This is a genomic window from Alicyclobacillus mali NBRC 102425 (assembly GCF_001570745.1).
GTDB classification, from domain to species: Bacteria; Bacillota; Bacilli; order Alicyclobacillales; family Alicyclobacillaceae; genus Alicyclobacillus; species Alicyclobacillus mali.
Genome location: NZ_BCSG01000009.1, coordinates 1 through 24,595 on the forward strand (window position 1 = coordinate 1; position 24,595 = coordinate 24,595).

The 24,595-nt window shown below is 59.5% G+C and carries 33 protein-coding genes; 5 read left to right on the top strand and 28 right to left on the bottom strand.

The window, feature by feature from the left end:
• Positions 1 to 482: 482 nt before the first annotated feature.
• The gene (locus AMA01_RS04465) at positions 483 to 1,853 is read right to left on the bottom strand and encodes a UvrD-helicase domain-containing protein (protein ID WP_231862820.1); all 1,371 of its coding nucleotides are present in this window, start codon (positions 1,851 to 1,853) and stop codon (positions 483 to 485) included.
• Positions 1,854 to 1,980: 127 nt separating this feature from the next.
• On the opposite strand from AMA01_RS04465, the gene AMA01_RS04470 reads away from it, so the two are divergent.
• Positions 1,981 to 2,694 (top strand): metallophosphoesterase, encoded by a 714-nt coding sequence (locus AMA01_RS04470; protein ID WP_067847982.1) that lies wholly within the window; start codon positions 1,981 to 1,983, stop codon positions 2,692 to 2,694.
• 2 nt (positions 2,695 to 2,696) lie between these two features.
• Here the strand turns inward: AMA01_RS04470 and AMA01_RS04475 are convergent, their stop codons facing one another.
• Positions 2,697 to 3,425, bottom strand: coding sequence for a class I SAM-dependent methyltransferase (locus tag AMA01_RS04475; RefSeq protein ID WP_067847985.1), 729 nt, complete (start codon positions 3,423 to 3,425; stop codon positions 2,697 to 2,699).
• A gap of 105 nt (positions 3,426 to 3,530) precedes the next feature.
• Between AMA01_RS04475 and AMA01_RS04480 the strand changes: the two genes are divergently transcribed.
• A complete protein-coding gene (locus AMA01_RS04480; RefSeq protein WP_067847988.1) occupies positions 3,531 to 3,881 on the top strand; it encodes a hypothetical protein in 351 nt (116 codons plus the stop codon).
• A gap of 43 nt (positions 3,882 to 3,924) precedes the next feature.
• Here the strand turns inward: AMA01_RS04480 and AMA01_RS04485 are convergent, their stop codons facing one another.
• The 3 genes from AMA01_RS04485 to AMA01_RS04490 form a co-directional block, all read right to left on the bottom strand.
• Entirely contained in the window at positions 3,925 to 4,626 is a 702-nt protein-coding gene (locus AMA01_RS04485) for a S1C family serine protease (protein WP_067847992.1), read from the bottom strand.
• An 86-nt stretch (positions 4,627 to 4,712) separates the two neighbouring features.
• Complete coding sequence (locus tag AMA01_RS13885; RefSeq protein WP_195868078.1) at positions 4,713 to 4,883, bottom strand: hypothetical protein; 171 nt, start codon at positions 4,881 to 4,883, stop codon at positions 4,713 to 4,715.
• A 42-nt stretch (positions 4,884 to 4,925) separates the two neighbouring features.
• Positions 4,926 to 5,741, bottom strand: a complete 816-nt coding sequence (locus tag AMA01_RS04490) for a DUF2797 domain-containing protein (RefSeq protein ID WP_082743959.1) — start codon at positions 5,739 to 5,741, stop codon at positions 4,926 to 4,928.
• A 70-nt stretch (positions 5,742 to 5,811) separates the two neighbouring features.
• On the opposite strand from AMA01_RS04490, the gene AMA01_RS04495 reads away from it, so the two are divergent.
• Complete coding sequence (locus tag AMA01_RS04495) at positions 5,812 to 6,468, top strand: PrsW family intramembrane metalloprotease (protein WP_067847995.1); 657 nt, start codon at positions 5,812 to 5,814, stop codon at positions 6,466 to 6,468.
• Here the strand turns inward: AMA01_RS04495 and AMA01_RS04500 are convergent, their stop codons facing one another.
• Both AMA01_RS04500 and AMA01_RS04505 read right to left on the bottom strand, forming a co-directional pair.
• On the bottom strand, positions 6,469 to 6,843 hold the full coding sequence (locus AMA01_RS04500) for a hypothetical protein (protein ID WP_067847997.1): 375 nt from the start codon (positions 6,841 to 6,843) through the stop codon (positions 6,469 to 6,471).
• 57 nt (positions 6,844 to 6,900) lie between these two features.
• Positions 6,901 to 7,614: an SIR2 family NAD-dependent protein deacylase gene (locus tag AMA01_RS04505; RefSeq protein ID WP_067848000.1), complete on the bottom strand. Its 714-nt coding sequence runs from the start codon at positions 7,612 to 7,614 to the stop codon at positions 6,901 to 6,903.
• A gap of 142 nt (positions 7,615 to 7,756) precedes the next feature.
• On the opposite strand from AMA01_RS04505, the gene AMA01_RS04510 reads away from it, so the two are divergent.
• Positions 7,757 to 8,194, top strand: a complete 438-nt coding sequence (locus AMA01_RS04510) for a helix-turn-helix transcriptional regulator (RefSeq protein ID WP_067848004.1) — start codon at positions 7,757 to 7,759, stop codon at positions 8,192 to 8,194.
• Between the two features lie 144 nt (positions 8,195 to 8,338).
• On the opposite strand, the gene AMA01_RS04515 is transcribed toward AMA01_RS04510, so the two are convergent.
• The 20 genes from AMA01_RS04515 to spoIIAA form a co-directional block, all read right to left on the bottom strand.
• The gene (locus AMA01_RS04515; RefSeq protein ID WP_067848006.1) at positions 8,339 to 10,123 is read right to left on the bottom strand and encodes an ATP-binding protein; all 1,785 of its coding nucleotides are present in this window, start codon (positions 10,121 to 10,123) and stop codon (positions 8,339 to 8,341) included.
• Entirely contained in the window at positions 10,120 to 10,821 is a 702-nt protein-coding gene (locus tag AMA01_RS04520; RefSeq protein WP_067848009.1) for a response regulator transcription factor, read from the bottom strand. The genes AMA01_RS04515 and AMA01_RS04520 overlap by 4 nt, the downstream gene beginning before the upstream one ends.
• Before the next feature lie 106 nt (positions 10,822 to 10,927).
• Positions 10,928 to 11,452, bottom strand: coding sequence for a YhcN/YlaJ family sporulation lipoprotein (locus AMA01_RS04525; protein WP_067848012.1), 525 nt, complete (start codon positions 11,450 to 11,452; stop codon positions 10,928 to 10,930).
• A gap of 63 nt (positions 11,453 to 11,515) precedes the next feature.
• Positions 11,516 to 12,337 (bottom strand): pseudouridine synthase, encoded by an 822-nt coding sequence (locus AMA01_RS04530; RefSeq protein ID WP_067848014.1) that lies wholly within the window; start codon positions 12,335 to 12,337, stop codon positions 11,516 to 11,518.
• A 43-nt stretch (positions 12,338 to 12,380) separates the two neighbouring features.
• Positions 12,381 to 12,926, bottom strand: coding sequence for a spore maturation protein (locus AMA01_RS04535; RefSeq protein ID WP_067848017.1), 546 nt, complete (start codon positions 12,924 to 12,926; stop codon positions 12,381 to 12,383).
• A complete protein-coding gene (locus AMA01_RS04540; protein ID WP_067848020.1) occupies positions 12,923 to 13,516 on the bottom strand; it encodes a nucleoside recognition domain-containing protein in 594 nt (197 codons plus the stop codon). The genes AMA01_RS04535 and AMA01_RS04540 overlap by 4 nt, the downstream gene beginning before the upstream one ends.
• Positions 13,517 to 13,590: 74 nt before the next feature.
• A complete protein-coding gene (ytfJ, locus tag AMA01_RS04545; RefSeq protein WP_067848023.1) occupies positions 13,591 to 13,995 on the bottom strand; it encodes a GerW family sporulation protein in 405 nt (134 codons plus the stop codon).
• Position 13,996: 1 nt separating this feature from the next.
• Positions 13,997 to 14,596 (bottom strand): DUF2953 domain-containing protein, encoded by a 600-nt coding sequence (locus AMA01_RS04550; protein WP_067848026.1) that lies wholly within the window; start codon positions 14,594 to 14,596, stop codon positions 13,997 to 13,999.
• A gap of 66 nt (positions 14,597 to 14,662) precedes the next feature.
• Positions 14,663 to 15,226, bottom strand: coding sequence for an SMC-Scp complex subunit ScpB (gene scpB / locus AMA01_RS04555; RefSeq protein WP_067848029.1), 564 nt, complete (start codon positions 15,224 to 15,226; stop codon positions 14,663 to 14,665).
• A 2-nt stretch (positions 15,227 to 15,228) separates the two neighbouring features.
• A complete protein-coding gene (locus AMA01_RS04560) occupies positions 15,229 to 15,945 on the bottom strand; it encodes a segregation and condensation protein A (protein WP_067848032.1) in 717 nt (238 codons plus the stop codon).
• A 13-nt stretch (positions 15,946 to 15,958) separates the two neighbouring features.
• Entirely contained in the window at positions 15,959 to 16,564 is a 606-nt protein-coding gene (locus AMA01_RS04565; RefSeq protein WP_067848034.1) for a site-2 protease family protein, read from the bottom strand.
• Positions 16,565 to 16,613: 49 nt separating this feature from the next.
• Positions 16,614 to 17,375, bottom strand: coding sequence for a spermidine synthase (locus tag AMA01_RS04570; protein WP_231862821.1), 762 nt, complete (start codon positions 17,373 to 17,375; stop codon positions 16,614 to 16,616).
• Positions 17,376 to 17,440: 65 nt separating this feature from the next.
• Positions 17,441 to 17,575, bottom strand: a complete 135-nt coding sequence (locus tag AMA01_RS14195; protein ID WP_269447884.1) for a hypothetical protein — start codon at positions 17,573 to 17,575, stop codon at positions 17,441 to 17,443.
• Between the two features lie 46 nt (positions 17,576 to 17,621).
• Positions 17,622 to 18,242 (bottom strand): stage V sporulation protein AE, encoded by a 621-nt coding sequence (locus tag AMA01_RS04575; RefSeq protein ID WP_067848040.1) that lies wholly within the window; start codon positions 18,240 to 18,242, stop codon positions 17,622 to 17,624.
• A gap of 5 nt (positions 18,243 to 18,247) precedes the next feature.
• Positions 18,248 to 18,607: a stage V sporulation protein AE gene (spoVAE, locus tag AMA01_RS04580; protein WP_082743963.1), complete on the bottom strand. Its 360-nt coding sequence runs from the start codon at positions 18,605 to 18,607 to the stop codon at positions 18,248 to 18,250.
• A 1-nt stretch (position 18,608) separates the two neighbouring features.
• Positions 18,609 to 19,634, bottom strand: a complete 1,026-nt coding sequence (gene spoVAD, locus AMA01_RS04585) for a stage V sporulation protein AD (RefSeq protein WP_067848043.1) — start codon at positions 19,632 to 19,634, stop codon at positions 18,609 to 18,611.
• Positions 19,635 to 19,649: 15 nt separating this feature from the next.
• Positions 19,650 to 20,108: a stage V sporulation protein AC gene (gene spoVAC, locus AMA01_RS04590; protein WP_067848046.1), complete on the bottom strand. Its 459-nt coding sequence runs from the start codon at positions 20,106 to 20,108 to the stop codon at positions 19,650 to 19,652.
• 93 nt (positions 20,109 to 20,201) lie between these two features.
• Positions 20,202 to 20,972: an RNA polymerase sporulation sigma factor SigF gene (gene sigF / locus AMA01_RS04595; RefSeq protein WP_067848049.1), complete on the bottom strand. Its 771-nt coding sequence runs from the start codon at positions 20,970 to 20,972 to the stop codon at positions 20,202 to 20,204.
• 12 nt (positions 20,973 to 20,984) lie between these two features.
• The gene (spoIIAB, locus tag AMA01_RS04600; RefSeq protein WP_067848112.1) at positions 20,985 to 21,446 is read right to left on the bottom strand and encodes an anti-sigma F factor; all 462 of its coding nucleotides are present in this window, start codon (positions 21,444 to 21,446) and stop codon (positions 20,985 to 20,987) included.
• A 5-nt stretch (positions 21,447 to 21,451) separates the two neighbouring features.
• Positions 21,452 to 21,796 carry an anti-sigma F factor antagonist gene (gene spoIIAA / locus AMA01_RS04605; protein WP_067848052.1) on the bottom strand — a complete coding sequence of 115 codons (345 nt, stop codon included), beginning with the start codon at positions 21,794 to 21,796 and terminating at the stop codon, positions 21,452 to 21,454.
• Between the two features lie 165 nt (positions 21,797 to 21,961).
• Here spoIIAA and AMA01_RS04610 point away from each other — a divergent pair, with 165 nt between their 5' ends.
• Complete coding sequence (locus AMA01_RS04610; RefSeq protein ID WP_067848055.1) at positions 21,962 to 23,272, top strand: helix-turn-helix domain-containing protein; 1,311 nt, start codon at positions 21,962 to 21,964, stop codon at positions 23,270 to 23,272.
• 65 nt (positions 23,273 to 23,337) lie between these two features.
• Here the strand turns inward: AMA01_RS04610 and AMA01_RS04615 are convergent, their stop codons facing one another.
• Complete coding sequence (locus AMA01_RS04615) at positions 23,338 to 24,582, bottom strand: D-alanyl-D-alanine carboxypeptidase family protein (protein ID WP_067848058.1); 1,245 nt, start codon at positions 24,580 to 24,582, stop codon at positions 23,338 to 23,340.
• Positions 24,583 to 24,595: the final 13 nt, after the last annotated feature.

Consider the following 24,595-nt stretch of genomic DNA (forward strand, 5'->3'; position numbering starts at 1 on the left):
CGGCGAAAATGATACTATCACCCCTCACCCCTCTGTGTCAAGTCGAATGGGCAAAAAAGACCGCCCAGTTGGGAGGCAGCACTTTGACAAAAAGAGATCACACTGCTTGGCTACACGAAAAATACGCGCCGATATTCACCTCGGCGCGCTCGCCCTCTCACGTTCGACCCATTCAGATATAGCAATCGAAGATCAAAGCTTGCTCATCCTCGGCTCCCGTGATAATAGTCCAGAAGTCGCTCTTGGACCCACTGTTTATTCTCCGTGTCGGCAAACTCCCGCGTGCTCTCCACGGGTGAAGTGAAATTCACACAATCCGAATACGAAGCGCTCTTCACTTCTGCACCCTTCATTGGATGACTCCTCGTCACCTATACCACTCCCCCGGGGTTTAGTCCGAATTTGATCTACAACAGATGATGTATAACAGCTCTGTTTTATCTTCATTGTATTAGTTACAACGCGAAAAGTCCAGCGATTTTTCATCCAATTTCGAATGCCTCCATGATGTCTTTGGGGGAGACAGGACAGGCCCGAAGCCCCGCCTCCAACAAATACGGGTGAATGTGACATTGGGTCCCCTGTATCACTCGAGGGACAAACGCGTATAACTCATGGCGCGCTCGCGTCATCGCGACATACAGGAGGCGCCGCTCGTCGTCCGAATCGGTCATCGCGCGATACGGCACTGCCATATCGAGCAAAGCAACGACATCCCACTCTTTCCCCTTGCTATCATGAAACGTGCGAAACTCAACATTTCTCGCTGCAAGAGACCACTCCGCTCCCAACAGGCTCCTCATCGCCGTCCATGCAGTCGCCAGTTGATTTCGAGTACGCGCAAGAATCGCCACGGAATACGGACGAAGTACAGATCGCCGAACCACCCGTGCGAGAACGTCCCATTGCGCGGTGCGATGTTGAACCTCATAAGCCCGACAGATGCCTTCCGCGTCGTGGACACCGCGGAGAGGCTTGTCCACTCGACTTTTCACATGTTGGATCAATTGTGCAGCGTGATGTAGAATTCGTCGGTCCGATCGGAAGTTCATGGTGAGCAGCTTCTGTCGAGCCTTGGGGAGGACCTCTACAGCGCGCTGAAGATAAACCGGGGATGCACCGCGAAACGCGTAAATGGACTGATCGTCGTCACCGACCACGAATGCGAACGCGCCATTTCGTTGCACGAGGGATGTCAGTAATTCCCATTGTAGCTCGTTCGTATCTTGAAACTCGTCCACAAGGATGTAGCTCATTTCACAAAGACGAATTTTCGGCACTGTTTTTGACCGCAACAGTTGCAAAGAAGCCAATAAAATGTCGTCGTGATCCCAGTAATTCGATGCTTGCTTCTTGCGAACGAAGGTTTCGAAAATTCTCTTTTCTTTGTCGCCCAATTCATCCCACGCCTGCCTACCCACAGTCCGGCTGTACATCGTGAGGTAGGACTGAAGTTCATACATGGTCACCGCGCGACGCTCGCCCAATACGTCCACAACAGCTTCCCGCATCAACGCATATTGATCCCGCTGTGACAGCACGGGCCGCACTTCCCAATCAGCCTCGAGGAGCGCACGAAAAAACACAGCATGAAAGGTACCCATGACGCACGACTCGACAGCCACGGGCCGCAGACGCTCATGTCTGCGAAGCTTCTGACGCATGTGTTCGGCCGCCTGCCGCGTAAAAGTCATCGCCAGGATGCGCTGCGCTGGCGTCCGGCCCGTTGCTATGACTTGCGCCATATGCTCTGTCATGACTGTCGTTTTCCCGCTTCCAGGCGCCGCCACCACCACCGACGACACATCTTTAGGTTCAATCGCAGCCCATTGTTCTTCGGTCCACATCGCCATCCCCCACCATCATTCAACATCACGCGCACCTTTTCGTCGATAAAATCGAGGAGAATCACGTCTGCCGCGGTAAACGAGGGCCGTGCGGGCAATTGTGGTATCATGAAACGGTCGAGGAGGAACCACCGTGGCCATCTACGCGATCGCGGACTTGCATCTGGATACATCGCAAACGAAGCCAATGGATGTATTTGGACCGGAATGGCGCAATCACGCCGAGAAAATCGCACGCAACTGGAACGAAAAGGTTGACCGGGATGACATCGTCCTCATCCCAGGTGATATTTCATGGGCCATGAAGTTAGAAGAAGCCGTGCCGGATTTGGCGTGGATCGGCGGTCTGCCTGGCCGAAAAATCCTCATTCGTGGAAACCATGACTTTTGGTGGGGGGGCATTCAGAAGGTTAGGAAATCACTTCCAAATGACATGTACGCCTTGCAAAATGACTGCCTCGTGCTGGATCACCTTTGTTTTGCTGGCACTCGCGGATGGACATTGCCCCATCACCCTTCCTACAAACCGGAAGACGATGAGCCGATTCTGCGGCGGGAAATCGTCCGCCTCGAGTTATCGCTCAAGGCGGCTGTCAAAGAGGCAAAACCCATTCTCTGCCTCATGCACTATCCGCCTGTGGATGGCGAACATCCAGATTCTCCGTTCCACAAATTGCTGGTGGAATACGGCGTCCGAGTATGTGTCTACGGTCATCTGCACGGACCTGCGCATCGGTTCGCATTCAACGGACAATTGGACGGCATCCATTACCAACTGGTCAGCTCCGACTACCTCCATTTCAAACCATGGCAACTTCCTGATGGCTGGCTGCTACCTTGGAGTTGACGTTACGGCTTCGGTATCAGAAAGAAGACGCCATACTCAAGTGTTGAACCGAAACGTTCCATCCAGGCGAAATGCTCTGCCAGAGCGCGTGCGACCTCCGGTTCCGCCAGGGAAGCCAATTGCTCGTGCGCAACAGGGGCTTCGGACATGACGGGCGCAACTTCTAGAGCCAGCGACCACAGGGTTCCGCTTCGGAGAACTGATGGTACGAAGCCCGCCGCGCAAAAGTGTTCCTGCCAGCGCGCGAGTGTGGGTACCTCGCGCGCTCCGTAAACGCGCGTGGCCTCCTCGTGCAATCCGCTCGGCGGATGCGGAGGGGCCACCATCTCGACGAACACGGCGAAACCGCTCGCCTTCATCACGCGGCGCACCTCTCGCAGTACAGCGGAGATGCTCGTGAACACGAGCACCGATTCTCCGATCACGACATCGAAAGACGCGCCTGGCCAGGGCAAATTCTCGGCCACCCCAACCACGGTGTGCAACGGGAGATGAGCCCGCTCAGCTCGAGCCCGTAGCCGATCGATCATCTCACGACGAGCGTCTAGGGCTGTGACGTGCAAATGTTTCTCCGCAAGCTTGAGCGCAGTGGCCCCCGTTCCACACCCGATGTCCAGCACGGCGGACCCGACCTGCAGCGGAACATGTTCCATCCACCATTCCGTTAGCGCGAGTCCTCCGGGATGAGCCCCCGCAACATCCGCTCGGCCCAATGCATCCAAGTAGTCCACACCAAGTTCCCCCTTGTCGCATGATACGCGCGCGAATGTTTGTTGGGCCGGGCACTTGTGGCGTCAGGGGACTGGTATACTTGGAACAGGAGAGGAGCGGATTTCGTGACCCCGATTGCCCGCATCTATGAGGCCTGCATCGAGCGTCCAGGCGACGTGATGTATCTTCCGTCGGCGCTCATGGTTTTGCTCCAAAACGGTCAGTCACACATTTTCAGCGAGGGAGGCATGCACAACTTTTGGCGATCCGCCTGCGCTCGCTACGCCTGGAGCGACCTGGAAAGCGGGATGGTCGTCGACGGACATCATATCAGGCTTCACGACGTCACGGATCCGTTGGAACAACTCGTTCCTCGCGAAGCCTGGACTATCCCCGCACTTCTGCAAGCTTGGTACGAGCAAAATCCTCGACAGCACTTCTACCTGCGCCGACACGTCAAGCACGGCTCATCATGAAGGGCCTTCCCGCCATCAACGGCTCGCTGCGAGGGTATCTCTGTCATGCATCGCCCAGAATGGTCTTGACCCGCTGGCGCAGCACGTCTGCAGCGATGGCAAACCCAATTCCTTGAGAACTTTGTGAGACAGCCGTGTTCATGCCAATCACTTCGCCTTGTAGGTTAATCAGCGGTCCCCCACTGTTCCCGCGATTGATGGCGGCATCCGTTTGGATGAGGTTTGGATACTCGCGATCGCCAATCTGGAGCGGCCGATTCTTGGCGCTGACAATCCCGACGGTCACCGTGTGATCGAGCCCAAGTGGCGATCCGATGGCGACCACCCACTCGCCCACCTGGACATCCTTGCTATGACCCAGCCGCAGGACGGGCGACGGAACTGGGATATTCGCCCATAAAACTGCGATGTCGTGCTTTCGATCTCGCCCGACGAGATCGGCCTCAACCAGATCCTTGCGGCCAAAGACTCTCAGCATAATTCGATCCGCTTCCGCGATCACATGCTCGTTGGTGAGGATATAGCCCTTGGGATGAAACATGAATCCTGTTCCGATGTTGAGGGCGGCGCGCCCTTCGCGCGGCAACGGCCGCTCCCAGGGAAAGAAGAGGGCGCGATCTCGATAGGGGGTTTGGATGACTTCGATACCGACAACGCACTTTTTATATCGCTCCACGAGCCGGACAAAATTGGGGAGATGAAGCTGTGCGGCACGCTTTCCCGGCGTGGAATGAGTCTTTTTCATCCTGTCATCACCCCTTGGCGGGATCAAGGCAGATCCACGGTGCGCTGTTCATTGTATTCGCCAAGAGGATCTCGCGTGCCGCGCCACTAGGCGTCGAGCGTCCGGTACCGCACACCGTAATTGCCCCGCCGCGTGCGATAGACCTGAACCGACGCGTTGTCGAGCCGCTGACGACCGCCGGAATCGCGAAGATTCATGGCCACGTACATCGCGACGGCCTTCGAGTCATAGAGGCGCGCTTCGTAAATCCAGGTCATGCAAAACCCCTCCCGGCCCTAGTGTGCCCATGCGGCCGGAGCTCATGAGGCACTTTCGTGTTCGACAACCACCTCATACCCTGCCCAACGCTTCACGTTCAAAACGCCGTGATCGAACATCAGGTATTGGCCCTTGATGCCTCGAAGCACGCCGCCCACGGATCCATCTGCAGCGAACGCGAGTGAAGAAAGCGAAACGGTGAATCCGGGTTGCCGAGGATACACCAGTTGCGCCGGCCGGATGTCGTCAACCAGATAGCGGCGATAGATTTGCGCCACTGACGATTGCACCTCCCTGGCCACCTCCGCAAGTGGACGATCCGGCCCCTCTTCATCGGTCAACATCCGCCGCCAGTTGGTCTTGTCCGCCATGGATTGTGCGATATGCACCTCGAGCTCGCCTGCCGTTTTTCGATCCGGCACCTCGGCAATCACGGCGGCCTCCACAGCACCTTGATCCATCCAACGCCTGAACTGGCGTCCCTTCCGCGTGATTCCCACCTTGAAGCCGCTGCTCCACGCGATGTACACACAATGCGGAACCATACAGTGATTCGCCGCAAACAACGCATCTCGGCACGTTCCGAGATGAAAATGACACTGGTGCGGCTTCACGATGCACAAATCGCACTCCGCCAACGTTTGAACGCATGGAAAGCAATATCCGCCTTGATACAACTTTTTTACACTTCTTCCGCATGCAATGCATCGCAGCGTCCCTGTGGGCCGAAACACCACTCTATCGCCCACCGCGATCGGAATGGCGCACTGCCCTTCGGCACCCGTCAATTGCAGACTGTACGCGATGGGCTTCTGGAACGCAGGCTCGAGTTCGCGCAGCTGACCCGTCCACAACATAAAACAGTCCCCCTGACCAAACACTACAACCGCTTCATCATAACCCGTATCTCGAAAGAGGGAGCATCAGATGTATATCGCACTCGCTATCCTGCCAGGGCTTCTCCTCCTCGCACTGATTTACACCTACGACAAGCTCCACCCAGAGCCCAAGCGCGAGGTCGCAAAGTTGTTTGTCCTGGGTGCCCTCGTGGTCCTCCCAGCCGGTGTGATCGAGCGAGCACTCTTGCACCACGCGTCGGCGCAACCCACGACCTGGCGTGGGCTTTTGGCGACGGCGTTCTTTGTGGCTGGCATGGTGGAGGAGTTTCTCAAAGCTGCCCTGTTCGAGCGAACCGTGCTCGATCGCGGCCGTATCCATGCCCCCGTCGACGCAATTGTCTACGCGTGCGCGATTGGCCTCGGATTTGCAACCGTGGAAAACATTCTATACGTCACCAGTTCCGGATTTTGGACCGCAATCGTCCGAGCCGTGACGGCGGTACCGGCTCATTTCATGTTTGCCATCGTGATGGGATATCAGTTCGCTCGCGCCCGATTCCTCGGTACATCGCGAGCTTGGGGCTACATCGCTCCCGCCATCGCCCACGGTGTATACGACACGTTTGCGCTGGCGGGATCGCTCATCGCGGACTTCGTCCTGGCGGGCGTGTTGTTTGTCCTCTGCGAATACAGCCTTCAGATCCTGCGGCGTGCACGGAGGCCGTGGAATGTCCGATGGACCTGACTACCGAGGGTCATAGCCCTGCGTCCCGAAGGGACGTGGGCCACTCGTAACGCCGCGAAACACCAACAGCCATGCTCGCTGCGCGCGGTAGATGCTCATCTCGGTCCGTTCGTCCAACATGAGCAACTGGAACAGGTTCATGTTGGTTTGACAATACGGACTCATGTGCTCATCCTGCAGGCGAAGGCTGAGGACGCGGTGTCGATCCCGCTCGCGCAATTCGATGCCGCTCTGTCCCCGAATGTCACCGATGCTGACTTCCAGGCGGGCATCCTCCGCGCGATCCGCCACGACGGCCTCGTACAGCTGACGGAGCGACCGCGCTTTGCGACTGCGGTCCAAGACCAACACGTAGTGAAGCTTGTCCGAGTCCACAACATCCCCTCATCTGTTCGAACATGCGGTGCGGTGAATCCGCATTCGCTGCTGTTACTATACTTCACCCGGGCAAAAAAGAGAATCTGCGTCGCGGTCTTGTCCGAGCAAATGGGGGACCCAGTCTTCCGCATGATCCCGCACCCACGCAATGGGCACATTCCGCCGCTTGGCTACCTCGTACAATTGGCGAACGGGTATCATTTCCAACTCGGTCCCCACTACGAGCAGCCCTTTCGCTTCTGCCACCCAGTCGTATGCTCGCGCAATATGGCGCACTTCCTCGCCCTCCAGCACAAATCCAGGGCGAAGTATGTGGCCACAGGTCGGACACCGAGGGATATCTTCCCGCCACGCCAGCTCACAACCAAAAATCCCTTCACACGCCTCACACTTCAACTCCCTGAGGTTTCCATGCAACTCGATGATTCGCGTGCTTCCGGCCGCCCGGTGAAGGCCATCGATATTCTGGGTGATAATCGGAATCTCAGCACGCGCCAACGCCAAATGGGCTCGGTTCGGCCGCTTCTGGGGCCATTCTCGCGCAAGAAATCGAAACGCTCGGAAGGCCTCAAGAGGCTGTTCTCGCCAGATCCTAGGCTGAAACAACCGACGAAGTGAGACCCCCGCGACAACATCATCGACGGTGGGCAGGCCGCTTTCCACACTGATGCCCGCGCCTGTGATGGCCACGAGATGAGAGTTGGGCCAAGTCCACAAATGTCGATCTCCCCTCTTGGCAGAGGGGCTGCCAGAACAGTAGTATAACATTCAACAAATCCTTTCCGAGGTGATGCAGATAACTCATACATAACAGTAAAGTTTATTCCCATTTTTTCATTTACAATGAAGCCGTCGCATTGATACAGTGTCCGTGAACAGACCATGAGGGGTTTCAGGGAGGAGAGCCACGATGAAGGATTCGTTTGGTACACGGGTCAGAGCCATTCGGCAGAGCCGCGGATGGTCGCAACAGGAACTCGCGATGCGGGCGGGCGTATCCACGCCTCACATTTCATCCATTGAGCGAGACAAGCGCCGACCCTCTTTGGACTATGCCAAGCGCTTGGCGGATGCACTCGGCGTGCCGCTGCAGGTGCTCTGTGATCCGGAGATGACGTACGAGCCGAAGCGGATGCGGAACTCGGTTTACGAACTTCCGACACCTCTGCAACACTTCGTGTTGAACGAGGAATCCTTCCCTTACTTGGAAGCGGCGCACCGCATGAGTCAGTTGTCTAAGGAAGAGGCATCCTTTCTCTGGCAATTAATCGACGTGCTTGCCCAAAAGAAGAACCTCCTTACCAGACTTCGCTATTTTGAACACCGTTCGGATTCCGACGAGTCCTGAGACAACAGGATTTTGACGCCGTATCGCCCGCTCGATGTCTGAAAAACCGAAATGTAGCGCCACTTGCTTGAGGACGCCATCGCGGCGTCCTCAAGCCGAGCCATGCGGCACGACGCTTGAAATTTGGTGTCGTACAGGTTTGAATCATATATCCAGGTCACGGGACGCCCCTCCTTCCCCGATAGGATGCGCGGAGGCGAGTGGCAGGACCACCGTGAAGGTCGTGCCCTCACCCAGTCGACTTTCGACAAGGATTTCGCCGCGGTGTTCAATCACGAGTTGGCGTGCGATGGCCAAACCGAGCCCCGTTCCCGAGCGGGATCGCGTACGAGCTTTGTCGGCTTTATAGAAGCGTTCAAAAATGTAGGGAACGTCTTCTTCCGGTATGCCGCTTCCCGTATCGGCCACACGTACATACGCATACTCGTGACGGATATCCAGCTCAAAACGAATGGTGCCCCGAGCCGTGTGGCGAAATGCATTGTCGAGCAGATTCGTGAATACCTGTTCCAGGCGGTCCTCGTCGCCATCCACGACGATGGGCTTACCCGGAATCGATACTTCGAACGAGAGATGGTCTTCGTCGCTGGCAAGCGCCTGAAATTTGCGCGCCACCCGGCGCATCACCTGGGTGAGATCGACGCGGGCAAAATGGAGTTTGAATTGTCCGCTCTCCAGTTGGGCGAGATTCAGCAGGTCGTTGACAAGGCGCTTCATGCGCAGCGTTTCATCGTGAATGATTTCCGTCAGTTCGCGGCGCATGTCGGGATCGTCCGAGATGTCATCCAAGAGGGCCTCGGTGTACCCCTGCAACATGCTGAGTGGCGTCCTCAATTCGTGAGACACGTTCGCGATGAAATCCTTCCGTAATCGGTCAAGGCGCCGCTCCTCCGTGATGTCGCGCAGGACGCAGAGCGCGCCGCGGAGGGTCGTGCCATCTGCTTCGTAGAGAGGAAGCATGGTAATGCCAATGGTACGGCCATCCCAGGTATCCTCTCGGTACACGGCATCCTGTTGCTCGCGAACGCCTACCCAGAGGCTCATCAGGCGATCCGGCAGTCGGTCTTCGTCGACAATACCTCGCTCGGCGACCGAGAGGTGCCGCAAATGGCGCTTTGCAGGAGGATTTGCCAACACGACGCGACCGTCGAGATCGGTGGCAACCACGCCGTCCTGCAGAGAAGAGAGAATCCGCTGCAGTCCTTCTCGCTCCATCGACAGTTGCTCAATCGTCTCGGCCAATTGTCGCGCCAGCGCGTTGAATGTCTGACCGAGCCGCCCGACTTCGTCCTTCGTGACCACGCGGACGCGCTGAAGATAGTGACCGCGCGCCATCTCCTCGGCTGCTCGAGTCATATCCACGAGCGGACGGGAAAGATTCTTCGAGATCACAAAGGCAAAGCCCGTCGCCAATATGACGCCGAGCACCGTATCGAAGAGCACCATGTTGCGAATCTCACGCAACGGCTCGTCCAGCACGCTCGTGTCCTGCGAAACGGCCAACAGTCCCTGTTGGGTCGATCCGGCAGCCGGAATCTGCACATAGACGGTCAGGCGATTCACGTTGCCGAACGTTCCGCGCAACGCCAGGGGCTGGCCACGGGACAATGCCTCCCGCTCGCCAGGGGTCATGGCGCGATAGGCTGCGATCAGGCTTGCATTGGTCGTGTACGGGACGCCGTACACCACTGTCGCGCGCTCCACCCGCTTCGCGATATCGCTCGCCACCTGCTCTTTGACGGAACGCTCGCTCGGGGCGGCGAGCACGGACTGAATGGTCAGAGCAAGTTGCGTGAGACTCGCCTCCTCGCGGGTGACAATGTATTTGTTAAACACTTGCTGAAGCAAGACGGACAGGAGCGCCTGAATGACAAATACCATACCGACAATCGTCAGCCACATCTTGGCCACGATGCTGTTGGGTATCACAAAGCCACCTCGAACTTGTACCCGACGCCCCAGACGGTCACGATGTAGCGGCTCACCTCAGGAGAAGCCTGGCCCAACTTTTCGCGCAACCGCTTGATATGGGTATCTACGGTACGCTGATCTCCGAAAAATTGATAATTCCATACATCTCTTAGGAGCTCTTCGCGGCTGAATACTTTATCGGGACGCTGAGCCATGTAAACCAAAAGATCAAACTCCTTCGGAGTCAGACTGACCTCTTGCCCGTTGACCTCGACACGGCGCGCGTCGATTTGAATTTCCAATCCAGGAAACGTGAGCGTTTGAACCGCAGTTCGGCCGTATTCCATCTCGCCCGTACGCTTGAGCATGGCTTTTACGCGCAAGACAAGTTCGCGAGGACTGAACGGTTTGACGACGTAGTCGTCCGCACCAAGCTCAAACCCGTGCACCCGATTCGCCTCGTCGCCCGCAGCGGTCAGCATGACAATGGGGACATTGCTGTGCTGCCGGATCTGTGCGCACACGTCGCGACCGTCCATCCCGGGCAACATCAGATCCAAGATAATCAGTGCATACCCCTGATTCAAAGCCTTGTTGAGCGCCTCTTTTCCATCCGCCGCCTCGTCCACGTCAAATCCGTTTCGCTCAAGGTACATGCGAACCAAGCGGCGAATCCGTTCCTCGTCGTCGACGACCAAGATCCTCGTTTGTGCCATGCCTCCACCTCCGCCTAGCCCCTTCCGTCCCATTATACGGCCAGAAACGTTTGGCAAACAACGCGGCCGGCCGAGCACAGGCCCGGCCGGCCGTCAATTGTTGCGCTCATGACGGAAACATGCGAGCGACAGAGGTCTTGAAATTTTGCCATACCCCCTGAATGGGATGGCCCTGCTGCATCATTCGTTGGAAATTCACAAATCTTGCGTATACGTTCGGATCCTCACTTACATAAACCTGGCGAATGGCCGGGAAGTCCGACTTGACGTGAGCTGAAACCTGCTCCTTGGTCCTCTGACCGGAAACACCGGCAGCCGGCGCCTGCATGGCGATATAGGCGACGTCACCCATCACAAATGCGATGGCACGCGATGCATAGCCGGATCGCACGAGGTTGGACGCAATGTCCCGGTCTTCTCGGAACGTGGCCGCCGCTTGGTCGCCCATCGCTTGTCCCACCTGATCCGCGGCCTGTCCCGCTCGCTGAACTGTGTTGGCGACCGCGTTGCCTGCCTGTCTCGTGGCCTGCGCGACGCCGTTGGCCGCCTGCGACGCGTTGTCCACTCGCCCGCACCCGGTCGCCAACAAGAGCATCCACAGCGCGACCGCCGTTCGTGCCGACTTGATCATCGTGCACAGCACCTCCTCACTTGTAGGATGCTGTCACGTGTCTCATTCATGCGCGCAAGGCGGTCAACCACGTCGCGGACCGCGGTGTCGCGCTGACGAGCGCTTCGATTCCTTTCGTTCGGACTCGCGGCGCATGGTTGGACGTCGATACGGCGGCGCCGTCATGCCCGCAGCTTGATACAGAGCCACCCACTCCTCTTGCGTCAGCGGGCGCCATTCCCCTGTCTTCAAGTGGCCGAGGGAAATCGGGCCGAAGGCGATGCGCTTCAAACGCAAGACGGGCAGGCCGAGCCTCTCCAACATCCTGCGGACCTGACGATTCCGGCCTTCGTGAATGGCAAGGTGCACGACGGCCACGCCGTCCTCGCGGTCCGACTGCCGCACGACCTCGACCTTGGCGGGCGCAGTCAGACCATCTTCCAGCTCCACGCCCTCCACGAGGGCTCGCCGGATTTCGCGATCCACAATCCCTCGGACCGAAGCGCGATAGACTTTTTCTATTTCACGCGAAGGGTGAAGCAGCCTCTGCGTCAGTTCACCATCGTTTGTGAACAATAAGAGTCCGCTCGTGTCGTAGTCCAGACGGCCGACCGGATAGACGCGCTCTCGGATCGGGGGCAACAGCTGCATCACCGTGCGCCGCCCCATCGGATCCGATACCGTGGAAAGATACGCGACAGGCTTGTTGAGCGCGAGCACCACCGGCTGCTCCATTTCGATGGGGACGCCATCGACCGCAATGCGCTGCCTCGAAGGATCCACCTTCGCACCCAGTTGGGTCACGGTCTCGCCGTCCACGCTGACCCGTCCTGCCAAGATCAACTCTTCACACTTTCTTCGTGACGCCACGCCTGCATGTGCCAACACCTTCTGCAAACGTTCCATTCCGATCCGAACTCCCATCCTCCTGCGCAAAGAGCCAGGTTCGCTAGACCTGTATGATACCAGACAGGAGCCAAACTGCGAACACCGACGCGAGCACACTGACGAAGTCGCTCAGTAGGCCGACCGCAAGCGCATATCGGAACCTATAGATTCCCACACTCCCGAAATAAACGGTGAGGATGTAGAGCGTGGTATCGGACGACGCCTGCATCGTGGAAGCGAGCAGCCCCAGGTGCGAATCCGGGCCATGTTTTTGAAAAATATCAATCATGAGGGCCAAGCTGCCCTGCCCCGTGACCGGCCGAAGGATGCCCATTGGCGCGACTTCGGCGGGTACATGCAGCCAGGTCAGGACGGGATCCAGCAAGTGAACGAGGCCATCCATGGCGCCGGACGCTCGGAAGACGCTGACCGCGACCATCATCGCGACAAGATGCGGGATGAGACGGACGGCCGTGGAAAAACCGCCTTTGGCACCCTGAACGAATGCCTGATAAATGGGCACTCGCCGCCAGGCTCCCGCCAGCAGAATGACGCTCACAACAAGGGGTAACATCCATTCACTGATGGCCGTCCATGCGTCGCTCATGGAGTCTGCCTCCGATGGGAAAGCGCCCGAAAAATGCGGTCAAAGGCCAGGGCCGCACACGTCCCGATCAGGGAAGCCACGAGCGTCGTGAGAACCACAGCTGACGGATGCGACGAGTGATACTGCATGCGGAGCGCGATCACCGTCGTGGGAATCAATGTGATGCTTGCCGTATTGACGGCAAGAAGCGTGCACATGGCGTCCGAAGCCCTGTCTGGATGGGAATTCAGTTTTTGCAATTCCTCCATGGCCTTCAGGCCGAGAGGTGTCGCGGCGTTTCCAATGCCCAGAAGGTTGGCGCTCATGTTCGCCAGAATGGCGCCCATCGCAGGATGATCGGCCGGAACCGAGGGAAAAAGCCGGTGAGCGATGGGCTTGAGTCTTCGCGCGAGCCAAGCGACGGCACCGGCCCGCTCCGCAATGTGCATAAGCCCCATCCACAGACTGATGGCGCCGATGAGGCCGATGCACAATTCCACACCGTTTTCCGCACCCTTTAAGATGGCGTTTGAAACGACCTGCATGCGGCCAGTGACCATGGCAGTCCCGACGCCGGAGACGAACAACGCAAGCCAGATGAAATCGATCACGGCACGGCACCCCCTGCTGGGCGGACTTGTCCCTTACAAGGAGTATGCCGAGCCTGGAAACCGTATGACGCCCCTCACATCACGGGGGGATCCGATGATTTTTGCTTGGAGAACAGGTTCTGGATGCGCTCAAGCATCGCGGGTGCGAGATCGATCAGCCGATCGTAGAGCTGATTTTGGTGATCCGCCGAGAGGAGACGGACATTGTTGCCATGGACGATGAGAAAGCCAATGGGGGTAATGGACACACCGCCGCCCGACCCGCCTCCGAACGGGAGATCCCCTTGGCCTTGTCCGTGCACATCCCCTCCCTCGAACTGACTCCCTCCGGCGGCGAAGCCAAACCCCACTTTTGAAACCGGCAAAATTACGGTGCCGTCCGGCGTCTCGACCGGATCGCCAATGATGGTGTTGACGTCCACCATCTCGCGGAGATTCGACATCGCGGTCTGCATGAGGCCCTGAATCGGGTGATCCACGTTACGACGCCCTCCTCTTCCAAGCCGTCAACAAGCGAAGTCCTGCAGCTATAACGTACCCCGTCCGAATGCGCACTATGCTTTTCGCGTAAATCGTCAACAGAGCTTCCTGAAAGGCTGGAGCGATGGAGACGGTCGGAACGCGATGCATTCGCACGCGGCTGCTTAACCAACCGAGCAGCGTGTAGATGGCAGCATACGACGCACCCACGAGCATGCCCGTCCGCACTGACTCGCCAGCGCCCATGCGGGCCTCCAGACGGAGTTCGTCCACGTGAACGTGTGGCGCCATTCGGTCGAGCGCTCGGAGCGCCCGATGCGCGAACCGCCGCCAAGCGCCAATCGATCGGGTACCGCGGCGCTCATCGCCGGATTTTCGGCTCTTCTCCCTCGAACGGCGGCTGCGCCCGCGGACGGGCGGTGCCTCGCTTGCCCACCGCCACCGCAGTCGGACCAGTCCATACATGGCGCGCACCTGAGCGCGCAGTTCGTCCGATCCCGCCCGCCAATACTCCACCTCGACGCGAATAGGAGACGCCATCAGGAGAACACATAGGCCCACGCACAATGCGCACGCCACGCCAATCCAACCGAAGCCCATGGGTACAGGCACCTCTCTCGCATTCACGAGCTAGGGTGCACCAGAACCTGGATGATATGCATCCCTTCAGTCGCGCGCGAGATCCGAAGTCATGGCAAACAGGTCGGGGCGTCCCTCGTTCCCTGCAAAGTCAGGCAACGGCGGCAGTTCATCCAGTGATCTCAGACCGAACTGGCGCAGAAACTCCATGGTGGTGCCGTACAGAATCGGTCGTCCAGGTCCATCCTGGCGACCCACTTCCTGTACCAGTCCTCGATGGATAAGTGTGGCCAAGGCGCGATCCGACTGGACGCCGCGGATCTCCTCGATGTCGGCTCGCGTGATGGGTTGCTTGTAGGAGATGATAGCAAGCACTTCAAGCGCCGCCTGCGACAAGCTGGAACGGGCCGGCTGATCGGCCATGCGCCGAAAATACGGTGCAAATTCCGGCCTTGTCACTAGCTGCCACGTGTCGCCTGTGTGGAGCAGCGTAAGACCAGAGCCGCGCTCGTCCAGATGCGCGGCGAGCAGATGGCATAAATCGCGCGCCTGGCCCTCCGGCACGTCCAGCACCTGCGCAATCTCCCGAGTCGCCATGCCCTCCGATCCAGCGGCGAACAACACGGCTTCAAGCGCAGCGACCAGTTCCATGCTCAATCCCCCGTCCAGACAAGTTCAATGGGACCAAACGGCTCGGCTTGCCGACATGTCAGGCGGCCGTCCTTGAGCAACTCCAGAATTGCGAGAAACGCGGCCACCAGAGCACCCCGAGTAAACCGCCCGCCAAGGAGCCAGGTGAATTCAGCGGATCGATACCGACGCATGCGTTCGGCGAGCTCGTCCATCCACTCCTCCACCTTTTCAACCTTGCCCCGGATCTCGGCCACGCGCTCCGACGGCGGCAGCCGCAGGTACAGCTTGCGAAACGCGTCAACGAGATCCCACAGCGTCACATCGAGCCCACCCGCCTGGCGATCCGGCCGATAGGCGCGCAGGTCCATCGGCTCGCGCCCATACACTTGGGCGTTCCGGCCCGCGAGATCGGCCAGTTGCGCGGCGGCCCACTTGCACCGCTCGTACTCCAACAGCTGCTGAACGAGCGGGAGTCTGGGGTCCTCTTCCTCGTCGGAAGCAGTTGCGCGCCGGGGCAGCAACATGCGCGACTTGATGGAAAGAAGCGTCGCTGCCATGACCAGAAACTCACTCGCCACGTCAAGCGACCAGCGCTCGAGGTCGTCCAGATATTGAAGATATTGTTCGGTGATTGCGGCGATGGGAATGTCGTAAATATCAATCTCGTTCTTGCGGATGAGATGCAAGAGCAGGTCCAGCGGGCCTTCGAACTGCGCGAGTCGGATTTCGTAGGACACCTTGCGCCTCCTCTCACGTGCCGTAGCAGTAGGACATCACGGCGTAGACGAGATCGGAAAACGCGCGGTTTGCGGGCGGAAGGAGAAAGATGAGCAACAGCAGCCACGGCCCATACCCATCCATCCATGCGAGCGAAAGTCGCCAGCGCACGGGCAGGATTGCGTAGAGCGCGCGCCATCCGTCGAGCGGCGGAATTGGAAGGATATTCAACAACACCAGCGCGACGTTCACCTCGAAGGCCAAACCCAACACCTGTTGCAACGCACCTGAGGTCGACACAACCGGAATGCTTTGCGCGGCGAAGCTCAGCGCGGCGAGGACCGCATTGGCCATGGGCCCAGCCAACGCGACCCAGGCCATCCCTGCGCGAGGATGGCGAAATGCGCCAGGGTGGATCTCGACGGGGCGAGCCCAGCCGACGGGTGCCACCAGCATGGCGATGAGGCCCGTCAAGTCGAGATGTGCTGCAGGATTGAGCGTTAGCCGCCCTTGACGCCTGGGCGTCGAATCCCCGAGCCATGTGGCCAATGCTGCATGTGCGAACTCGTGCAACACAAGGCTCGCGAGCACGATGGCGAAGCGCAAGATCCAGACGGGACTGAGCCATGAAGCGAGCAATCCGATGCCTCCTGCCGGTGAATGGATACCGGCATTATATCACGCGCGTTCACAGCGCCGATAGGCGGAGGGACCAGGAGACCCGCTCGAGATCCGAAGCACCAACCCGCTTGCACATTTGGCGAAGCCTTGGCGCGAGGTCCTCGTCACGCGTGGCGATGAACAACCGGTTTTGCGCCGTCAGCGGAAGACCCACGGGAAGATCCAGCAGTACCGGGAAGGAGGAGCGCATGACGTCCACAAATCCTCTGACATGCGTGGAACGATACCCGGACGCGATGAGATTGTACACCACCGTCCCCCGGCTCGAGGTGATGCGAGCCAGGTACGACACCGTTTCCGGGGAGAGGCAGGGCTGATAAATGCTCGCCTTCAGATACGCGTCCACGAAAATGAGGTCGTAGGTGGCGGCGTGGGGTGAGGAGACGAACTGTACGCCATCTCCAACCCAATAGTCCGCCTCTCGATGAGAAGGCGCCTGAAAAAACTCGATGCCGAGCGTCAGCACCGTCTCGTCGATCTCGACGCCGTGCAGCGCCGCCTCCGGGTGGAGGCGGCGAACGTGGTGAAGGCTCGTCCCCGATCCCACCCCGATGGCCAGGAACGACTCGATCGGCTCATGCGCCTCCACGAGCGCCCTGAACGCTCGCTGATACGGAAAGACGGGGCGCTCGGGGCGGCCGAGATCGAGCGCCCCCTGCCAGCCACCGTCGCGGCCAAACCGCATTTGTCGAATGCCTTTCTCCTCCACAACCTCGATCCAGCGATGAACCGTACCCGGTCCGGCGTACAGAAGCTTCGTATGCTTCAACCCCTGTCGTGCGCGAATGTCCATGGAGGCTATTATACTGCACACGACGTGGCGCGACAGAGCAATCAGGCCACGGCCATCGCGGGTCGGCGCCATACGCGGGAGATCATCGGCCAAAACGGGCGCACGAAGCCGAAAAACATCTGAAACATGCCAAAGTAGCGAAAGACCCGGGGCAGAAACGCCAAGATACTGAGCATCGTCTCACCCCCTCCATCGTCTACCGCATCGTATGTCGCGTGGGCCTCATCGTTGTGGGCGGAAGATAGCGGGCTCGAGGTGACGCTGCCCTGCGCGCCAAACCAATTCCATCAAGACCCACTCGATGGCACTCGTGGTGACCGGGGCGCCCCGCGCGGGAGCGTCGAGCCCACCCATCTTGCCGATGTCGCCGATGCCGACGATGAGCGGCACGTCCAAACCGCGGAGGGCGTCCACGGTGTCTCCGGCAACGAGATAGGAGTCGATCTCGCGGCCGTCTTTGTCGACTGCGTGCTCCACGCGGTGCCCGAGGCGATCGACGCTGAAATCCACCGGTGTACCTCGCACACTGCCCGTGTTCGAAGCGACGGCGAGAATGGCCGCAATCTGGACCGACGGATGCGCGTGCACGACGCGCAGCGCAGACTCTCCCGCCGCCTCCCCCGGATCCCCATTGTCGTCGAGCATGAGAATGACCGGGTCACGCGGCGCGGCCTCGATGCACCGCACGAGTTCGACACCACTCAGCCGGGTCGGGTTGCCGCGGCTCTGAGAGACAAACGAGCAGCCCGTGCGCTTCGCGGCGATGGCCAGCGCTCGTGCAGCGACGCGATCGCCGTCCGTGACCACAATCACGCGGCGAGGAGGGGAACCTGAGCCGTGCAAGCACCTCACCCCTTCGGCTTCGCGAACACGGCGGCGAGAAACGCGAACACAATGGCGGCTGAGATGCCCGCGCTCGTCACCTCGAAGATACCTGTAATGACTCCGATGAGCCCATGGAGCTTCGCCTCGTGCATGGCGCCGTGGACAAGGGCGTTGCCGAAGCTCGTGATGGGCACGGTCGCACCCGCGCCCGCAAACTTAATGAGTGGATCGTACAGGCCCAGGCCGTCCGCCACTGCGCCGGCCACGACGAGGACCGACATGACATGGCCCGGCGTGAGCTTTGTCGCATCCATGATCAACTGTCCGATGGCGCAGATGGCACCGCCCACCAGGAAGGCCCACAAGAACGTCCACGCCGACACATCAATCCCCCCGTTCAAATGCAATGGCGTGCGAGATGGACGGGATGGTCTCCCCTTGTTGTGCACTGACCTGCGACAGGAGCGCGCCGGTGGCACAGAGCAACAGACGGTTCACGCGGCCCCGTTCCATCTCCCGGAAAAGGTGGCCGAACGTGACGAGCGTGCTGCACGCCGCGCCGCTGCCGCCCGAGAAGACCTCCGGCTGATCCTCGGCGTAGATCATCGCGCCACAGTCGCTGACTCGCACGCTCACCAGCGACGCGGGCGCCACCCCCTCTTCCACCAGCAGATGGCGCAGGATGTCCAGTCCAACGCGGCCGAGATCGCCCGTCACCACGAGGTCATAATCGTTCAGCGAACGCCCAGTGTCCGCGAGGTGCTGCCGTATGGTGTCACACGCGGCGGGCGCCATGGCGGCGCCCATCTCCCACGGCGAACGGACGCCAAAATCGGCAATCTCGCCGATGGTTGCGTGCGTGATCTGCCATTTGCCACGCCCTCGGCCGAGGATGGCGGCTCCAGCACCCGTCACCGTGCGCTGCGCACTGGGCGGCCGTTGAACCCCGTATTCGGTGGGGTAGCGAAATTGGCGCTCGGCTGTGCTTGTGTGACTCGAGGTTCCTGCGAGCACCTTGTCCGCAAATCCAGTGGCGACGGCCAAGCCGGCCACCGCGAGCGCCTCACAGATGGATGCACAGGCGCTGTAAACACCGAGCATAGGCCTCGCGAGGTGTCGTAGCCCCATGTAAAACGAGGTGAGCTGTGCGTTCAGGTCAGCGCCTACCACCAGATCCAGCGCTTCTGGTTTCACACTGGCCTTTTCACAGGCCAACTCCGCAGCGCGGTGAAACATGACTTGTTCGGCGCGCTCCCAGGAATCCTCGCCCGCGCGGTCGTCGCTCAAGCGCACGTCGAACGCATCCGAGAGCGGACCTTGACTTTCCAAGCTACCGGCGACGGTCGACGCGGCGATGACGGCCACCTGGCGTTCGCCGAGTGCCCACGTGGATCGGCCCAATCGTGCCATCTCGCATCGCCCTTTCTACAGGTGCTCCACCACGTAGCGGATGAGCGCAATGAAGAATGCGCTCACGACCCCGTACACAATCACCGGACCGGAGATCTTGAACATATTACCTCCGATCCCGGCCACGAATCCCTCGCTTCGGTGTTCCATCGCGGCAGACGTCATGGTGTTGGAGAAACCCGTCACGGGCACGGCCGATCCGGCGCCCGCCCACTGAGCGAACCTGTCATACACCCCGATGGCGGTGAAAATGGCCGACAGAAGGATGAGCACTGCCACCGTCGGATTGCCAGCTTCGGCGGGTTTGAATCCACCGTATCGCACGAAGAGCGCCTGAATCACCTGGCCCAGTTCGCAGATGAGCCCGCCGACGACGAAAGCCCGCAAGGTATTGCGCACGATGGGCCGTCCCGGTGTCAGGCGGTGGACAAGCGCCTGATACCGAGCTTGCTCCTCTCGCGTGGCGATTGGCATCGAAAATCCCCCCATCTCTCGTCATCTAGGTAACATGCCCCGCAGACGCGAAAAAAGCCGCCCTCAGGCGGCGTTAAGATGTTCCAGTGGCCATCATTCGAGTTCCTGACGAATTTGCTGCAGAATGCGCTTTTCGAGGCGTGATACCTGCACTTGGGAAATGCCGAGCACCCGAGCCACGTCGCTCTGGGTCTTATCTCGAAAGAACCGCATGTATACGATGAATCGCTCGCGTTCAGGCAGCCGTCCGATGATCTCGTGCAACTCGACCTTGTCGAACTTGCCCTCCGTCTCTTCGTCCGCGATTTGATCCATCAGATAGATGGGATCCCCATCGTTCTCGTACACGGTCTCATGGATGGACGCGGGCGCGCGAAGAGCTTCCTGCGCGAACACGATTTCCGACGGCTCCATGTTCATGGCCTCGGCGAGTTCGGTGATGTGCGGCTGGCGCCCGAGTTCCTTCGCAAGGCGATCCCGCACGTGGCGAATTTGCTTGGCCGTCTCCTTCAGACTTCGGCTGACCTTGACTGTGCTGTCGTCTCGCAAAAACCGTTGGATCTCACCGATAATCATGGGCACGGCGTAGGTCGAAAATTTGACGTCGTAGGACAGATCGAACTTGTCGACCGCCTTCATCAGGCCGATACATCCGATTTGGAAGAGATCCTCCGCTTCATAACCGCGCCCCAGAAATCGCTGGACGACGGCCCACACGAGGCGCTGATTGTGGACGATGAGCCGCTCGCGCGCTTCCGCGTCACCGTTGTGGCTTCGCTCCAGAAGCTCCCGGACCTCTTCGTCGGATAGTTTCTCGAATTCGTCCACATGATGCGGGACGGGACGCTCCTTTGCCTGATCCACGTGCGACCCCCCTCACATCACGTCGGGGGCAGTTCGAAAGGTCTTGATCAGCGTGACGCGCGTGCCTTCCCCGGGCTTGGACTCGACCTCCAGCTTGTCGACAAACGTCTCCATGATCGTCATGCCCATGCCTGACCGTTCGAGCTCGGGCCGCGACGTGTACATCGGTTGTTTGGCCAGATCCACGTCGGGAATGCCCACGCCTCGGTCCTCAACGACGACCTGCACGCGATTGCCGTGCAGAGCGCACGCCACCACCACCTCGCCGATCTCGTCCGGGTAGCCATGGATGATGGCGTTCGTCACGGCTTCAGACACTGCCGTCTTCAGCTCCGTCAGCTCCTCCATGGTCGGATCGAGCGGCGCCACAAAGGAAGCGACCGCCACGCGAGCCAGCGACTCGTTCTCCGACCGGCTCGGAAAAACAAGGCGCAGATAGTTATCCACCCGCACGCCTTCCGCCACTCGTTCCACCGCGATCACGCTCCCAGGATTGCTGCCACCGCAGCTTCTTCAGAGTCGTACACGGGAATCACCTTCAGCAAACCGGACATTTCAAACAGACGCTTTAGCGTAGGATTGACTTCGCAGAGCGCCATCTTGCCGCCGTGCTCGGAGACGCTTCGATAGCGGCCCAGAATCAGCCCGAGACCGGAACTGTCCATGAAGTCGATGTTCCGAAACGACATCACGAGGCCGCGATAGCCATGCTCGGCAAGCTGCTGCTCGATTCGATCCCTCATCTGTTCCACCGCATGGTGGTCCAGCTCCCCTTTCAATGCGATGACCACAATCCCTCGCTCCAACTTGGTCTCGACGGACACCTTGCATCCCCTCTCCTATGCGGTCTGGTCAACAAATTCACGCCTTAAACCGGGAATTCCTGCCCATTGACAAAAGTAGTGGAGAATCTACTGAATTCGACAACCGAACAGTGGCGCTTCTCGCTGCTGTCTGTACAATAGATAGGAGAAGATAGGAGGCGAGGTATGGAGACACTTGGCCAAAAGATTCGCGCGCTTCGCAAGGCGCGCGGCATGACGCAGTCCGAGCTCGCTCGGGGGCTTGCTACGGCGAGCATGATCAGCCAAATTGAGTCCGACCGGACCATGCCATCCGCCCCTCTTTTGGCACAACTTGCGGCGCGCCTTGGTGTGGACGCCGCGGAGTTTCAAAGGGAGTTGGCCGGATCGTCGGAAGAAGCCCATACCTATCGCCGCGCCAAGCACCTCGCAGAGCAGGGCCACTACGAGGAGGCCATTCACCAGTTTCTCTCGCTTTCCTGGCCCCTTCACTCTCAGTTTCGGCCCGAACTCGTCTTTCAAGACATGGGCGATTGTTATCTCAAGGCGGGCAACTACGAGCAAGCGGCGCGCTTGTACGACGGCTTGGTTTGGGCGGGATTTGCGCGCGGCGATATCTCCAGCGTGATTCGCGGCTACTATTATGGCGCCCTAGCGCGCCGGCGGTTGCAGCGGGATCACGAGGCGATTCTGTATCTGGAACGCGCGCGCCAAGCGCTCGCGACATCCGGGCTTCAAATGCCACTCCGACTCAAAATCGAGATGACGCTCGCGCGGCTGTATTTGCAATATGGCCCTATGGAGCAAGCGAAAGCCCTGTACGAGCACATCCTGGCCCGTGGCGAAGAGCCCATGTCCGCGGTGGACCGTGCGCATGCACATCACGGGCTCGCGTGCTCGGCGGCCGCCATTGGGGACTACGAGACGGCCATCGAAGAGGCCCAGTGCGCCATCCAGCTCCATGAAGAGGCGGGGAACCGGGCATTGGCGATGCGCTGCCGCATCAATCTCAGCGCCTTTCTGCGACTCTCCGGGAAGGCGGATGACGCGCTGTCACACCTGGTCCATCTCGACGAACGGATCAATTCCCGCGACGAAGTTCTGCGCGTCGCACTGGACCACGAATTGGCGCTCACCTATCGGACCCTTGAGCAACCACGTCCAGCGATGGAGCGGGTGTCGCAAGCGCTCGCCATGACGCGCGTCGGTCCAGAGATTCGTGCGCAACTATCTCTGCTCGCCGCAGAACTTGCCCTCGAACTGGGCGATCTCGACCGCGCCGAATCGGAACTGCGCTCGCTGGACCATCTCGTGCAAGCCGATCCGAGCGCTCTTCCGCCGGGGTATCTTCAACTCAAAGCCCAGGTGTACATGCGCAAAGCGAACACCTCGGACATCGTGCAGCTGTGCGACCAAGCCGTCAACCGAGCAGCAGAGCGGATACCTGAGGGGTCGTGGGCTTCGCCCGAACGATTCTGGATATTTCCCCGCCAATAAGAAAAAACGCGCTTCATCGACAAGGTTCGCGCCGCGTCGGCGGCGCGCCCTGGTCGACCGCGGTTTCATTTGGCCTGACCGAACGTGATGACCTTCTTGATGGTTTTGCCAAAACTCTGGAAGAACGTAGCTTTCGGAACGTCCTCCTTTGCGACCAGTGGCACATTTGCCACCACCTGTCCGCCCGATTTCAACACCACGCGCCCGACCACCTGGCCACGAGTGACCGGCGCTTTTAAGGTCATCCACTGAATTTCGGCCGCATAACTCGCTTTGCTGGATCGCTCGGTGACAAACGCCACGGGCTCCGCCGTCACTGCCTCGACGCGATCGCGCGTGCCCCGCTTGACCTGAACTTGGCCCACCACGTGGCCGCGCGGATAGACTTGCACTGCCTTGTAATGCGCAAACGCATAGTTCAGCATGCCTGCGATTTCAGCGTTCCGAACCGTGGGCTTCGGTTCGCCCATCACCACGGCCACCACGCGAAAACCGTCTCGCTTCGCCGTCGCCGACAAGCAGTATTTAGCTTCCTGCGTGTAACCCGTCTTCAGTCCGTCCACCCCGTCGTAGAAGCGGACCAGCTTGTTTGTGTTCACGAGCCAAAGCGGATGATCGGTGTCCTTCCGCAAGTAATCGCTGTACACCGAAGTGAACGCGGTGACGTCGGGATGCATAAGGAGCGCTCGCGACATGATGGCGATGTCGTACGCGCTGGAATAATGGTTCGCCGCAGGCAACCCATTGCAGTTGGCAAAGTGCGTATCCGTCATGCCAAGTTCTTTCGCCCGCTGATTCATTCGAGCGACAAACGCCTCTTCGCTCCCGTCGAGGTGCTCGGCCATGGCGACACAGGCGTCGTTGGCCGACGCGATGGCGATGCCCTTGACGAGATCGCGCACGGTCATCGTCTCGCCGGGCTCAAGAAAGATCTGCGATCCGCCCATGCTCGAGGCACGCTCGCTGGCTTGGACTCGATCCGTCCACTTCAGCTTGCCGCTGTCAATCGCTTCGAAGATGAGAAGGAGCGTCATGATCTTCGTGATACTCGCCATCGGCAGGCGCTCATGCGCATCCTTGGCGTACAGCACCTTTCCGGTTGCAAAATCCATCAGGACTGCGGACCTCGCCTGTTTCGCAAGATCGACGCTTGAAGCTGGCGCTGGCTGCGCCGTCCCCGCGTCCACCTGTTCGCGGATCTGCACGACTCCGGGCGCAGACGCCGCGCGAACCATCTGAGGGGCGGCGCTTGTCGCGACAAGACACAAGGCGCCGATTCCGATCCCAAGGGCACGAACATGCCGCTTCATCCTGCAACCTCCT